The organism is Demequina maris, assembly GCF_000971155.1.
Taxonomy (GTDB): Bacteria; Actinomycetota; Actinomycetes; order Actinomycetales; family Demequinaceae; genus Demequina; species Demequina maris.
The window spans coordinates 69,947-82,058 of sequence record NZ_BBLX01000002.1 but is presented as its reverse complement, the minus strand read 5'-3'; the positions used below and the strand labels follow the sequence as shown (position 1 = coordinate 82,058).

Genomic DNA, 12,112 nt, shown 5'->3' with positions numbered 1-12,112 from the left:
GGCATACCTTATCGGTCAGCGGTCACGCGTTCCCGGAGCCGGTCGCGCGGCCGCGGCCACGCGTCGCGCGCATGCGGCGCAGGCGCTGCACCAGCACCGGATCGTGGGCGAGCGCCGCGGGGTCGTCGATGAGCGAGTTGAGCACCTGGTAGTACTGCGTCGCGGTGAGGCCGAAGCCGTCGCGGATGGCGTCCTCCTTGGCCCCCGCGAAGCGCCACCAGCCGCGCTCGAAGGACAGGATGGCGGCGTCGCGCTCGCTCAGCGCGGTCTGCTCGACCGCCGCAGCGGCACCGGCGTCCATCCGTCCCCCTCTCGTGGTGGGCACCACCCTAACCGCGCGTACGGGGCTATCCGGACAGGCGCGCGGCGGCCCGCACGGGGCCGGCGGCGGACGGGGCCCGGCCCGCGCATCGTCCCGTCGCTAGGGTGGCGGCGTGGACGATGCGTGGCGCACCCGGGTGGCCCCCGACTGGGCCGAGGCCCTCGCGCCCGCGGCGCCGACCCTCGCCGGGCTCGACGCGTTCCTGCGCGACGAGGTCGCGGCGGGGCGCGGCTACCTGCCGGAGCCCGACGCGGTCCTGCGGGCCTTCACCCTGCCGCTCGCGGACGTGCGCGTGCTGCTCGTCGGTCAGGACCCGTACCCGACGCCGGGCGACCCTGTGGGGCTGAGCTTCTCGGTGCCGCCGGGGCACCCGATGCCGCGCTCGCTCGTCAACGTCGCGCGCGAGCTGCGGGAGGACACCGGCGAGGAGCTGACCTCGGGCGACCTCAGCCCGTGGCACGAGCAGGGCGTGATGCTGCTCAACCGCGTGCTCACCGTGCGGCCCGGGGAGGCGGGCTCGCACCGCCGCCGCGGCTGGGAGGACGTGACGCGGCTCGCGATCGAGGCGCTGGCCGCGCGCGGCGGACCGCTGGTCGCGATCCTGTGGGGCAACGACGCGCGGGCGCTGGGGCCGCTGCTCGGGGACGTGCCGCGCGTCGAGAGCGCGCACCCGAGCCCGCTGAGCGCGTCGCGCGGCTTCTTCGGGTCGCGGCCGTTCTCGCGCGTCAACGCCCTGCTGGCCAAGCAGGGCGCGGAGCCGATCCGCTGGGGCACGCCCGCGCGCGACGCGCTGTTCTGAGCCCCGCGCCCGGCGCGCGGGAGGAGGTGGAGCTGGCAGCGGGACTCGAACCCGCAACCTTCGCTTTACAAGAGCGCTGCGCTACCGATTGCGCCATGCCAGCCTGCGGCGGCCAGGATACCGGGCGGCCGCCGGGCGCCGGACGCACGAGCGCCGCACCGCCCGTGAGGGACGATGCGGCGCTCGCGCGTCCGGCCGGGAGGGCTAGGAGCCCAGGCCCTCGAGGTACGCCTTGAGCGCGCCCTCGGTGAAGTAGGAGACCTCGTTCGGGTCGAGGATCTCGCCGTCCGCGAAGTCGCCCGAGGCCGACACGCGCACCGTCGGGGTGCCCTGCATGCCGTCGACGGACGCCTGCTCGGTCGCGGCGGTGGCCCACTTCTTGAAGTCGGTGTCGTCGAGGTTCGCGACGACGTCGTCCGGGACGCCCACGAGGGTCGCGAGGTCCGCGATCTCGTCGTCGCTCAGGCCGGTGGTGTTCTCCTCAGGCTGGTTCGCGAACATGGTCGCGACGAAGTCGGAGAAGTACTCCGGAGCCTGGTCGGCGATCACGCCGGCCGCGCCGGCCGAGCGGGTCGAGAACTCGGTGCCGGAGCTGAAGCGGTCGAGGATCGAGATCGGGTGGTAGTACAGCGAGATGTCGCCGGACTCGCGCAGCGTGTCGAGGTCGTCGGAGTTGATCGCCTCGAAGGTGCCGCAGATGGGGCACATGAAGTCGAGGTAGACGTCGACGCGGGGCGCGTCGGTGGGGACGTCCTCGCCGACCACGCCGCCGGTGCCCACCGGGATGCCGCCGGTCGCGTCCGCGGCCGCGGGGGCGACCGCGCCGTCAGCGCCGAGCTCGGGCACCTTGCTCTGGTTGACGATGAAGAAGATGAGGCCCGCGAACAGCGCGAGGCCCACCACGGAGCCCGCGATGATCATCATGGTGGTGCGGCGCTCCTGGGCGCGCACCTGCGCCTGCGCCTTGGCCTTGGCGGCCGCGCGCGCGTCGCCCTTGGTGTTCTTGGCGGACATGGGTCTCCAGGGTTGGTTCGACGGGGTCAGCAGAAATCTAGACGATGCGCGTCACGCGGCCCGCATCCACGCGTCGGCCGAGAACTTCGAGCGGGGCCAGATGAGCAGATACGTGCCCAGCACGACGAAGCCCGTGCGCTCGAGCATGTGCAGCGGGTAGTTGGTGGTGCCCTCGGCCACGTCGCCGCCGCCGCCGAAGCAGCCGCAGTCGATGCTGAGCCCGTGGGCCCACGCCCAGATCACGCCGGTCATGAACGCGGCCATCATCACGAGCCACACGATCGCCGAGAGACGCGTGAAGAGGCCCGCCAGCAGGAAGGCGGCGAGCAGGAGCTCGAGGAACGGCAGCATCGTGCCCACGAGCGGCACGACCGCCTCGGGCAGGATCCGGTACGCGCGCACCGCGATGATCGACTGCGGGATGTCCAGCATCTTCGGGACCGCGGCGGCGATGAGGATCACCGCCATGGCGACCCTAACCACGAGGCTCAGCCATGGCTGCACGGTCGTCCAGCGCCCCGTGGGCGCCTCGGTGCCCGTCTCGACGGCCTCGGTGCTCATCGCCACCCTCCTCGCTTCGATCACGCTCACGGTACCGCCCGTGCCGCGGGCAGCATGCCCGCCCAACGTCCCGAGGCGGCGTCGTGTTCCGCGGACCTCCTGGCAGGTGCCGGATCAACCGATCGCGAGGTCCGGCAGCGGCCACCACCATGGCGCGAGCTGCACGTAGATCCCGATCGCGGCGACCAGGATCGCGGTGAGCGCGACGAGCGTCCACGCGGCGCGCAGCCCGCCCGTGGGCGAGACCGCGGCGGCCATCCGGTGCGCGCCCTCGCGCGTGCCCGACATGAAGGGCCCGTAGGCCATCGCGACGACCGCGACCAGCGCACCGAGCGCGAGCGCGCCGGCGTGACCGTAGTACTGGGCGTCGGACGATGCGCCGACGACGTTGCCCGATGACACGAGCCACCATGCCCCGGCGCCGACGCCGATGCCGAGCGCGGCCGAGGTGAGGATGGCCGGCACCGCCTCGGCGGCGGCGCGCAGCGTGTGCCACGGCAGGCCGATGGTCTGCACCACGGTGTCGGAGGTGCGGCGGCGGCCGCGCCTGACCTCGGCGGCCTGGATCGCGACGCTGCGGCGCCACACCCCGCGCGCGAGGATCGCGACGCCCGCCATCACGAGGAACGACAGGGTGGGCGCGAGCGGAGCGGCGGCGACCACCACGAGCGCCGCGAGCCCGAGCAGGAGCCTGCGCCGCGGCGCGACCGGGCAGACCTCGGGCTCCTCGTCGAGGTGGTGCTCGTCCTCGCCGTCCTCCTCCCACGGGAGGTCCTCGACCCAGTGGTGCTCCGCATCGTCCCCGTAGGCCGTGGGGAGCGACTGCTCGCCGCTGGGCAGGACCGCCGTGGCGTCGGGGTCCTCCCAGCCCTCGGCCATGAGGCCGGTGGGCGCGACCGCGGTGGGCGGCAGCGCCGGCATCGCGACGGTGGCGCCGCGCAGCGCCGCGACCACGTCGCGCATGCCCGGGCGCGCCTTGACGTCGCGGCCGAGCGCGGCGCGCAGCGCGGGCGCGCCCGGCACGTCGGGCAGGGTGACGTCGTCCTCGAGCGTCCGCCCGATCGCCCCGGAGCCGGAGCCGAACGGACCGCGCCCCGCCATCGCGAATGCGACGGTCGCGGCCCAGGACCAGCGGTCGGCCTGCGTGCCGGGCTCGGCGCCGTCGATCACCTCGGGCGCGACATAGCCGGGGGTGCCGCTCACGAGGCCCTCGCGCGTGAGGCGCGCGTCGTCCGAGCGGTGCGCGAGCCCGAAGTCGATGAGGACCGGGCCCTCGGGGCTCATCATCACGTTCGACGGCGTGACGTCGCGGTGCACCACTCCGGCCGCGTGGACCGCCTCGAGCGCGGAGGCGGTGCGGTCCGCGAACGCCGCGAGCGCGTCGCCCTTGAGAGGCCCGTGCTGCTGCACGTGGTCGAAGAGGGTCTCGCCGCGGACGAGCTCGAAGACGACGAACGTCTCGTCCTCGTCGAGCTCGGCGTCGAGGATGTGCGGGACCGCGGGGTGGCGCAGCGACTGGAGGGCGCGCACCTCGCGCGCGAGCCGCGCGGCGGCCACCTCGTCCTGGCGCGCGTCGACGAGCTTGAGGGCCGCCTCGTGCCCCGCCTCGTCGGCCACCCGGTACACCGATCCCGAGCCGCCGGAGCCCAGCCGCCCGAGCACGCGGTAGCCGCCGACGATGTCACCCACCTCGCGCTGAAGCCCGGCCATGTCCTCAACCTACCGGGCGCATCGTCCCCACCAGGGCCCTTCGGGAGGATGCGCGGGCACCGGGGCGGGAGGGGGTCCCAGGTCCCGGTCGGGGTGTGAGAGTATGGGCGGGCCGGACAGAACCCGGCAGTGTCAAAGTGGACACCACAGCGGCACTCTTCACAACGGATCGTCCGGCACGTACCTGCCGGTGAAGGGAAATACTGGCCATGGCCACCGTTACTTATGACAAGGCGTCGAGGATCTACCCCGGCACCGAGCGCCCGGCAGTCGACCAGCTCGACCTCCAGATCGCCGACGGCGAGTTCCTCGTCCTCGTCGGTCCCTCCGGTTGCGGAAAGTCCACCTCGCTCCGCATGCTCGCGGGCCTCGAGGACGTCGACAAGGGTGCGATCTACGTGGGCGACCGCGACGTCACCCACGTCCAGCCCAAGGACCGCGACATCGCGATGGTGTTCCAGTCCTACGCGCTGTACCCGCACATGACCGTCGCGGACAACATGGGCTTCGCGCTCAAGATCGCCAAGGTCGACAAGGCCACGATCCGCGAGCGCGTCGAGGCCGCCGCGAAGATCCTGGACCTCACCGAGTACCTCGACCGCAAGCCGAAGGCCCTCTCGGGTGGTCAGCGTCAGCGTGTCGCCATGGGTCGTGCGATCGTCCGCCAGCCGCAGGTGTTCCTCATGGACGAGCCGCTGTCGAACCTCGACGCCAAGCTCCGCGTCCAGACGCGTACGCAGATCGCCGCGCTGCAGCGTCGCCTGGGCACCACCACCGTCTACGTGACCCACGACCAGGTCGAGGCCCTCACCATGGGTGACCGCATCGCGGTCCTCAAGGACGGCCTCCTCCAGCAGGTCGGCACGCCGCGCGAGATGTACGACACCCCGCAGAACGTGTTCGTCGCGGGCTTCATCGGCTCGCCGGCCATGAACCTGTCGACCTTCCGCGTCGAGGACGGCTACGCGCTCGTCGGCGACTCGAAGGTGCAGCTCGAGCGCGACACCGTCGCCAACATGACCGAGGCCGACAAGGGCGACGTCATCCTGGGCTTCCGCCCGGAGTCGCTCGACCGCGTCGCCCCGAACACGCCGGGCGCGTTCCCGGTCGAGGTCAACGTCGTCGAGGAGCTCGGCTCGGACGCGTTCGTCTACGGCACCATCCCGACCCCGCTGGCCACGGCCTCCGAGGTCTCGGTGGGCGGCTCCGGCGAGGGCATCGTCCGCGTCGACCCGCGCGACGTCCCCGCGAAGGGCGACACCATCTGGGTCACCATCCGCCCGGGCGAGCAGCACGTCTTCTCGGCCGCCACGCAGCAGCGCATCTCGACGCACGCGGTCCACACCGACGCGTCGCGCACGCTCGCGAAGTAAGCCTCACCGCTTCCCGAAGGGGGCGGTCCCGGTTCACGCCGGGGCCGCCCCCTTCGGCGTTCCCGGGGACGATGCGCCCCGTGCGCCTCTCCACACACGCGCGGCTCTGAAACGATCCAGGCGAACGTTCTCCGCGCATCGTCCCTGGTGGCTGGTGGAGAGATGCAGATTCTGTGTGGAGAGGCGCACCTGCCGCCACGGGTCCCGGGCGCCTCTCGATACGCTGGACCCATGCCGCACATCACCGGGGCCGCCGATCCGGCGCTGATGGAGCTCCCGTGGGACATCCCCCTCTCCGCCTGGCCCGAGGACCGCATCGCCGCGCTGCCGCGCGGCCTCTCGCGCCACGTGGTGAGGTTCGTCCGCCACGGGGCCAACGTCCTCGCCGTCAAGGAGACCAACCGCGAGATCGCCTACCGCGAGTTCCAGATGCTGCGCGAGCTCGAGCGCATGGAGACGCCGTGCGTGCACGCCGTCGCCGTGGTGACACAGCGCAAGACCCCGACGGGTGAGGAGCTGTCCGCGGCGCTCGTGACCGAGCACCTGGCGTTCTCCCTCCCGTACCGCGCGCTGTTCTCGACCGCGCTGCGCAAGGGCACGCTCAACCGCCTGATCGACGCGCTGTCCGTCCTGCTGGTGCGCCTGCACCTCAACGGCTTCTACTGGGGTGACGTGTCGCTGTCGAACGCGCTGTTCCGTCGCGACGCCTCCGAGTTCTCCGCGTACCTCGTGGATGCCGAGACCGGCGACCTGCACGCCACCCTCACCGACGGCCAGCGGTCCTACGACCTCGAGATCGCGACGACCAACATCATCGGCGAGATCCTCGACCTGCAGGCCAACGAGGACCTCGACGAGGGCATCGACCCGTTCAAGATCGGCGAGCGCCTCGAGTCGAAGTACGCGAAGCTGTGGGCCGCGCTCACCGAGACCGAGATCTTCGGCGAGAACGTCCCGTTCAAGGTCGCGGAGCGCGTGCGCGAGCTCAACGAGCTCGGCTTCGACGTGGGCGAGCTCGACATGCTCTCCACCCCCGACGGGCAGGGCCTGCGCATCCGACCGAAGGTCGTGGACGCCGGCTTCCACTCCCGCCGCCTCATGCGCCTCACCGGCCTGGACGTGCAGGAGAACCAGGCGCGACGCCTGCTCAACGACCTCGACGAGTTCCGCGCGGTGCGCGCCGGCAGCTACGACGACGAGGCATTCGCCGCGCACGAGTGGCTCACCGCGATCTTCGAGCCGACCGTCCGGGCCGTGCCGCGCGACCTGCGCGGCAAGCTCGAGCCGGCGCAGGTCTTCCACGAGGTGCTCGACCACCGCTGGTACCTCGCCGAGTCCGCGGGCAAGGACGTGCCGATGCCGGTCGCGACCGCCTCGTACGTGAAGAACGTGCTGCCGCTGCGCCCCGACGAGCGCGCCGTGCTCGGCCGCTCCATCGCGGAGATGACCGCCGAGCTGCCCGCGCTCACCGACGAGGTGGGCACCGAGTTCGAGAAGCGCGACCCGTTCGAGAACGACAACACGTACGCGTGGGGCGAGGTGCCCTCGCCCGAGCCCGGCACCGAGCCGCCGCCGACCGTGCGCCGCGCCACCACCCGCATCGCCGCGCCCGAGCGCTCGCCGCTGTCGGGCGAGATCGAGGAGCGCAACCGGCGCGCGGCCGATGCGTCCGAGGCCGAGGAGGACGAGGTCGCCGCCGCCGAGGAGGCCGGCTTCTAGGTCCGCACCGCTTCGCTCCGCACGGAACGAGGCGCGACACGCCGGGGCGACCGGCGCATCGTGCCTCCGCGCGCGGCGTGTCGGAGCTGGAACCGTGCGGAGCGAACCGCGGGGACGGCTACGCGGAGAGCGCCTTCGACGCCTCGTAGAGCGCGATCGAGGCCGCGACCGAGGCGTTGAGGCTCTCGGTGGACGCGGCGATCGGGATCGACACGACCTGGTCGCAGGTCTCGCGCACCAGGCGGGACAGGCCCTGGCCCTCGGCGCCGACCACGATCACGAGCGGCCCGTCGAGCAGGCTCGACTCGTGGAGGTCGACCTCGCCGTCGCCGGCGAGGCCCAGCACGAAGCAGCCGGCCTTCTTGTAGTCCTCGAGCGTGCGGACCATGTTGGTCGCGCGTGCCACGGGCAGGCGCGACGCGGCGCCTGCGGACACCTTCCACGCGGCGACGGTCATGCCGGCCGCGCGGCGCTCGGGGATGAGCGCGCCGGACGCGCCGAACGCGGCGGCCGAGCGCACGATCGCGCCGAGGTTGCGCGGGTCCTGGATGCCGTCGAGCGCGACGATCCGCACCGGGGCGGGCGCCTCGAGCAGGTCCTGCGGGTGCGCGTACTCGTACGGCGGCACCTCGAGCGCGACGCCCTGGTGGGGCGAGCCGTCGGAGATCGCGTCGAGCGTCGCCTTGGTGACCTCGCGGACGGTGAGGCCCTGCTCGACGGCGAGCGAGACGATCTCGGTGACGCGGTCGTCGGCGTCGATGCGGTTGAAGACGCTCAGCTGCGTGGCCTTCATGCCCTCGCGGAGGGCCTCGAGCACGCTGTTGCGGCCCACGACGAGGTCGGACGCGGCCGACGTGCGGTCGCGCGGGGTCGCCTTGACGCCCTTCTGCGGGCGCTTGGCGGCCTCCTTCTCGGCGCGCACCTTCGCCTTGTGCGCCTTGTGGTACGGCCGGTCCTCCGCCTTGGGGGTCGGGCCCTTGCCCTCGAGCGCCTTGCGGCCGTGGCCGCCGGTGCCGACGGATGCGCCCTTCTTGGATCCCGCGTTCCGGGTCGCGCCGCGGCGCTTCGAGTTACCAGCCATGCCTACAAGGGTAAACGGCGCAGGACGGGACCGACTCCCCGTGCGCCTCTCCACACGGGACGATGCGCCGAACACCCGATCCGGCCGTGTGCCCGTTCACATCGGGCTGGATGTGTGGAGGAGCGCTCAGTTCGTGTGGAGGGGTGCTCGCTCCAGGCGGTCAGCCCTCGCTGGCGAGCGACCAGCGCGCGCCGTCGGCGGCGTCCGCGATGACGATCCCGGCGCCGGCCAGGCGGTCGCGGATCGCGTCCGCGGTCGCCCAGTCCTTCTCGGCACGCGCGGTGGCGCGCGCCTCGATGTCGGCCTTCACCAGGAAGTCCAGCGCGGCCATCGCGGCGGTCGAGGCGCCGGCCTTCTCGGTCGCCCACTCGGGAGCGGCCGGGTCCAGGCCGAGCACGTCCAGCATCGCGCGCGCCGCGAGCAGCGCCACGGCGACCGCCTGGTCGTCCCCCGCCGTCAGCGCGGCGTTGCCGGCACGGACGGTCTCGTGGATCACCGCGAGCGCGCGGGGCACGCCCAGGTCGTCGTCCATGGCCTCGACGAACGCGGCGGGCAGCTCCGCCGTCGCGACGTCGGCCGCGGACGGCGCGCCCACCTTCTCCGACGCGCGCGCGACGAAGCCCTGGAAGCGGCCCCACTGCGCGGACGCCTCGTCGAGGGTCTGCGGCGAGTACTCGAGCATCGACCGGTAGTGCACGGCCGCGAGCGCGAGGCGCAGCGCGGCCGGCTCGTGCTGCGCGAGCACCTCGGACACGAGCAGCCCGTTGCCCAGCGACTTCGACATCTTCGCGCCCGACTGCGTCACCCACGCCGAGTGCATCCACAGGTGCGCGAAGCCGTAGCCCGCGGCGTGCGACTGCGCCTGCTCGTTCTCGTGGTGCGGGAAGCGCAGGTCCAGACCGCCGCCGTGGATGTCGAAGGCGTCGCCCAGGTAGCGCTGCGCCATCGCGGAGCACTCGATGTGCCAGCCCGGACGCCCCGGGCCCCACGGGGAGTCCCACGAGGCGGTGCCGGGCTCGTCGTCCTTGCGGGCCTTCCACAGCGCGAAGTCGTGGACGTCGCGCTTCTCCTCGGAGGGAGAGTCCTGCGCGGGCGAGAGGTCGTCGAGGGCCTGGCGGGTGAGCGCGCCGTAGTGCGGGTACGAGCGTACGTCGAAGTACACCGAGCCCCCGTTCTCGTACGCGTACCCGCGCTCGATCAGGCGCGCGATCAGCGCGATGATCTCGGGGATGTGGCCGGTCGCGCGCGGCTCGGCGGCCGGCGGGCGCACGCCCACCGCGGCGTACGCGGCCTGGAACTCGCGCTCGTGGCGGAGCGCCCACGCCCACCAGTCCCAGCCGGCCTCGGCGGCCTTGACCAGGGTCTTGTCGTCGATGTCGGTGACGTTGCGCACCAGGGTCACCTGGTAGCCGGAACGCTCGAGCCAGCGCTGCAGCACGTCGAACGCGACGGCGCTGCGCAGGTGGCCCACGTGCGGCGCGCTCTGCACCGTGGGTCCGCACAGGTAGATGCCCACCTTCCCGGGGCTGAGCGGCTCGAAGACGCGCTCGTCGCGGGTGGCGGTGTCATACAGGCGGAGTGTCACGCGCCCAGGCTACCGGTCAGGTGCGTGCAGGCACGATGCGGTGGTCCCGACCTCCAGCATCGCCCCGTGGTGAGCCTCAGGAGGAGGCGACGATCAGCGCGGTCGCGATGGCCGCGACGCCCTCGCCCCTGCCGGTGAGGCCCAGCCCGTCGGTGGTGGTGCCGGCGACGGTCACGGGGGCGCCGCACGCCTCCGACAGGGCCGCCTCGGCCTCCGCGCGACGGGGCGCGAGCTTGGGCCGGTTGCCGATCACCTGGACCGCGACGTTGCCGATCTCGAACCCGGCCGCGCGCACCAGCCGCGCGCTCTCGGCGAGCAGCGCGACGCCCGCGGCGCCCGCCCACTCGGGGCGCGAGGTGCCGAAGTTCGACCCGAGGTCGCCCAGCCCGGCGGCGGACAGCAGCGCGTCGCACGCGGCGTGCGCGGCGACATCGGCGTCGGAGTGGCCCTCGAGCCCGGGCTCCCCCGGCCACTCGAGGCCGGCGACCATCAACGGCCGCGAGCCGCCGAACGCGTGGACGTCGACGCCGATCCCGGTGCGGGGCAGGTTCACACCATCTCCTCTTCCGCGGACAGTGCCGCGATGTGCTCGGCGAGCGCGAGGTCGCCGGCGTGGGTGATCTTGACGCCGCGCTCGTGCCCCTCGGTCGCGACCACGCGGTACCCGAGCGTGCGGGCGAGCGTCGCGTCGTCGGTCGCGGACGAGCCGCCCCGCTCGTGCGCGTCGAGCAGCACCGCGGCGCGGAAGGCTTGCGGGGTCTGCACCGCCCGGAACAGGGTCCGGTCGACGGGTTCGCCGAGCGCTCCGTCGGGGCCGGGCGCGGTCACGAGCGTGTCGACCACGGGCACCACGGGGATCGCGCCGTCCGCGCCCGCCTCGATCGCGGCGACGACGGCGCGCATGGTGGGCACGGGCTGGAAGGCGCGCGCCGCATCGTGCACGAGCACGATGTCCTCGGGCGCGAGCATCAGCGCGGCCAGGCCGGCGCTCACCGACTCCTGGCGCGTGCCGGCGCCCGGGACGATGCGCGCCTCCAGTCCGTCGAGGGCGCGCGCGAACGCGTCGAGATGGGTGGGGGGCGCGGTCACCACCACCTGGGTGGCGACGCGCGCGATGCGGCGCACGGCGTGCGCGACGAGCGGGATGCCCGCCACGGCGACGAGCGCCTTGGGAAGGTCGGACCCGAGCCGGGTCCCGTAGCCCGCGGCCGTGACGACGGCCGCGACGGTCACGAGGCGAGGACCTCGTCGAGACGGGCCTCGGCGGCCTCCTCGTCGCACTTCTCGGCGAGGGCGAGCTCCGAGACGAGGATCTGGCGCGCCTTGTGCAGCATGCGCTTCTCGCCGGCGGAGAGGCCCTTGTCGGTGTCGCGGCGGGACAGGTCGCGGACGACCTCGGCCACGCGGATGACGTCGCCCGAGGCGAGCTTCTCGACGTTGGCCTTGTAGCGGCGCGACCAGTTGGTGGGCTCCTCGATGTAGGGCTCGCGCAGCACGCCGAACACCTTCTCGAGACCCGCCTGGTCGACGACGTCGCGGACTCCCACCAGGTCGACGTTCTCGGCCGGCACCTCGATGGTCAGGTCACCCTGCGCTACCTTGAGCTTGAGGTAGGTCTTCTCCTCACCCCGGATGATGCGCTTCTTGATGTCCTGGATCTGGGCCGCCCCATGGTGGGGGTAGACGACGGTCTCGCCAACGACGAAGTTCATGGTGGAGTAATCCCCTTCTCGACGGAGTTCTATTCTACCATTTGGCATTTCCCCAATAACAGGCGCATCTTGCCTGGCAGCGGGCCGTTGGTCCCCGCGGAGGCGTTTTGGCGGCACCACGTGACACAAAAGGCCGCGCAGGACGGTCCTAGGACCTAGCCGGAACGGCGCCCGCGCTCGGTGGCCGCGCGTCACGGGGAGCCACTATCCTTCCAGTGACGTCACCCCGGAAAGGT

General features: G+C 72.9%; 12 protein-coding genes and 1 tRNA gene. 3 read left to right on the top strand and 10 right to left on the bottom strand.

Features of this window, described 5'->3' with window-relative positions:
* Positions 1 to 22: 22 nt before the first annotated feature.
* Positions 23 to 301 (bottom strand): DUF3263 domain-containing protein, encoded by a 279-nt coding sequence (locus AOM02_RS02615; protein ID WP_062296363.1) that lies wholly within the window; start codon positions 299 to 301, stop codon positions 23 to 25.
* 133 nt (positions 302 to 434) lie between these two features.
* Here AOM02_RS02615 and AOM02_RS02610 point away from each other — a divergent pair, with 133 nt between their 5' ends.
* Entirely contained in the window at positions 435 to 1,121 is a 687-nt protein-coding gene (locus AOM02_RS02610; RefSeq protein WP_062296361.1) for a uracil-DNA glycosylase, read from the top strand.
* Positions 1,122 to 1,148: 27 nt separating this feature from the next.
* On the opposite strand, the gene AOM02_RS02605 is transcribed toward AOM02_RS02610, so the two are convergent.
* The 4 genes from AOM02_RS02605 to AOM02_RS02590 all read right to left on the bottom strand — a co-directional run bounded on the left by AOM02_RS02605 (position 1,149) and on the right by AOM02_RS02590 (position 4,406).
* Positions 1,149 to 1,224 (bottom strand) — tRNA-Thr (locus tag AOM02_RS02605).
* Between the two features lie 101 nt (positions 1,225 to 1,325).
* A complete protein-coding gene (locus tag AOM02_RS02600) occupies positions 1,326 to 2,135 on the bottom strand; it encodes a DsbA family protein (RefSeq protein ID WP_062296359.1) in 810 nt (269 codons plus the stop codon).
* 51 nt (positions 2,136 to 2,186) lie between these two features.
* Entirely contained in the window at positions 2,187 to 2,696 is a 510-nt protein-coding gene (locus AOM02_RS02595; protein ID WP_062296357.1) for a MauE/DoxX family redox-associated membrane protein, read from the bottom strand.
* A 114-nt stretch (positions 2,697 to 2,810) separates the two neighbouring features.
* The gene (locus AOM02_RS02590; RefSeq protein ID WP_062296355.1) at positions 2,811 to 4,406 is read right to left on the bottom strand and encodes a serine/threonine-protein kinase; all 1,596 of its coding nucleotides are present in this window, start codon (positions 4,404 to 4,406) and stop codon (positions 2,811 to 2,813) included.
* A 209-nt stretch (positions 4,407 to 4,615) separates the two neighbouring features.
* Here AOM02_RS02590 and AOM02_RS02585 point away from each other — a divergent pair, with 209 nt between their 5' ends.
* Together AOM02_RS02585 and AOM02_RS02580 are read left to right on the top strand one after the other, a co-directional pair.
* Positions 4,616 to 5,779 (top strand): ABC transporter ATP-binding protein, encoded by a 1,164-nt coding sequence (locus AOM02_RS02585; protein ID WP_062296353.1) that lies wholly within the window; start codon positions 4,616 to 4,618, stop codon positions 5,777 to 5,779.
* 231 nt (positions 5,780 to 6,010) lie between these two features.
* The gene (locus AOM02_RS02580; protein ID WP_369344142.1) at positions 6,011 to 7,498 is read left to right on the top strand and encodes a DUF4032 domain-containing protein; all 1,488 of its coding nucleotides are present in this window, start codon (positions 6,011 to 6,013) and stop codon (positions 7,496 to 7,498) included.
* Positions 7,499 to 7,616: 118 nt separating this feature from the next.
* On the opposite strand, the gene rlmB is transcribed toward AOM02_RS02580, so the two are convergent.
* From rlmB to AOM02_RS02555, 5 genes are all read right to left on the bottom strand, one after another.
* Positions 7,617 to 8,579: a 23S rRNA (guanosine(2251)-2'-O)-methyltransferase RlmB gene (gene rlmB / locus AOM02_RS02575; protein WP_062296352.1), complete on the bottom strand. Its 963-nt coding sequence runs from the start codon at positions 8,577 to 8,579 to the stop codon at positions 7,617 to 7,619.
* Positions 8,580 to 8,739: 160 nt separating this feature from the next.
* Positions 8,740 to 10,164 (bottom strand): cysteine--tRNA ligase, encoded by a 1,425-nt coding sequence (cysS, locus tag AOM02_RS02570; protein ID WP_062296351.1) that lies wholly within the window; start codon positions 10,162 to 10,164, stop codon positions 8,740 to 8,742.
* Between the two features lie 76 nt (positions 10,165 to 10,240).
* A complete protein-coding gene (ispF, locus tag AOM02_RS02565) occupies positions 10,241 to 10,717 on the bottom strand; it encodes a 2-C-methyl-D-erythritol 2,4-cyclodiphosphate synthase (protein ID WP_062296350.1) in 477 nt (158 codons plus the stop codon).
* A complete protein-coding gene (locus AOM02_RS02560) occupies positions 10,714 to 11,397 on the bottom strand; it encodes an IspD/TarI family cytidylyltransferase (RefSeq protein WP_062296349.1) in 684 nt (227 codons plus the stop codon). The genes ispF and AOM02_RS02560 overlap by 4 nt, the downstream gene beginning before the upstream one ends.
* The gene (locus tag AOM02_RS02555; RefSeq protein ID WP_062296348.1) at positions 11,394 to 11,876 is read right to left on the bottom strand and encodes a CarD family transcriptional regulator; all 483 of its coding nucleotides are present in this window, start codon (positions 11,874 to 11,876) and stop codon (positions 11,394 to 11,396) included. The genes AOM02_RS02560 and AOM02_RS02555 overlap by 4 nt, the downstream gene beginning before the upstream one ends.
* Between the last annotated feature and the right edge of the window lie 236 nt (positions 11,877 to 12,112).

Bases quoted from the DNA above. Each gene is read 5' to 3' on its own strand.
- AOM02_RS02595 (WP_062296357.1), bottom strand. From the start codon at position 2,696: ATGAGCACCGAGGCCGTCGAGACGGGCACCGAGGCGCCCACGGGGCGC.
- rlmB (WP_062296352.1), bottom strand. From the start codon at position 8,579: ATGGCTGGTAACTCGAAGCGCCGCGGCGCGACCCGGAACGCGGGATCC.
- AOM02_RS02555 (WP_062296348.1), bottom strand. From the start codon at position 11,876: ATGAACTTCGTCGTTGGCGAGACCGTCGTCTACCCCCACCATGGGGCG.
- AOM02_RS02600 (WP_062296359.1), bottom strand. From the start codon at position 2,135: ATGTCCGCCAAGAACACCAAGGGCGACGCGCGCGCGGCCGCCAAGGCC.
- AOM02_RS02615 (WP_062296363.1), bottom strand. From the start codon at position 301: ATGGACGCCGGTGCCGCTGCGGCGGTCGAGCAGACCGCGCTGAGCGAG.
- AOM02_RS02585 (WP_062296353.1), top strand. From the start codon at position 4,616: ATGGCCACCGTTACTTATGACAAGGCGTCGAGGATCTACCCCGGCACC.
- AOM02_RS02580 (WP_369344142.1), top strand. From the start codon at position 6,011: ATGCCGCACATCACCGGGGCCGCCGATCCGGCGCTGATGGAGCTCCCG.
- AOM02_RS02590 (WP_062296355.1), bottom strand. From the start codon at position 4,406: ATGGCCGGGCTTCAGCGCGAGGTGGGTGACATCGTCGGCGGCTACCGC.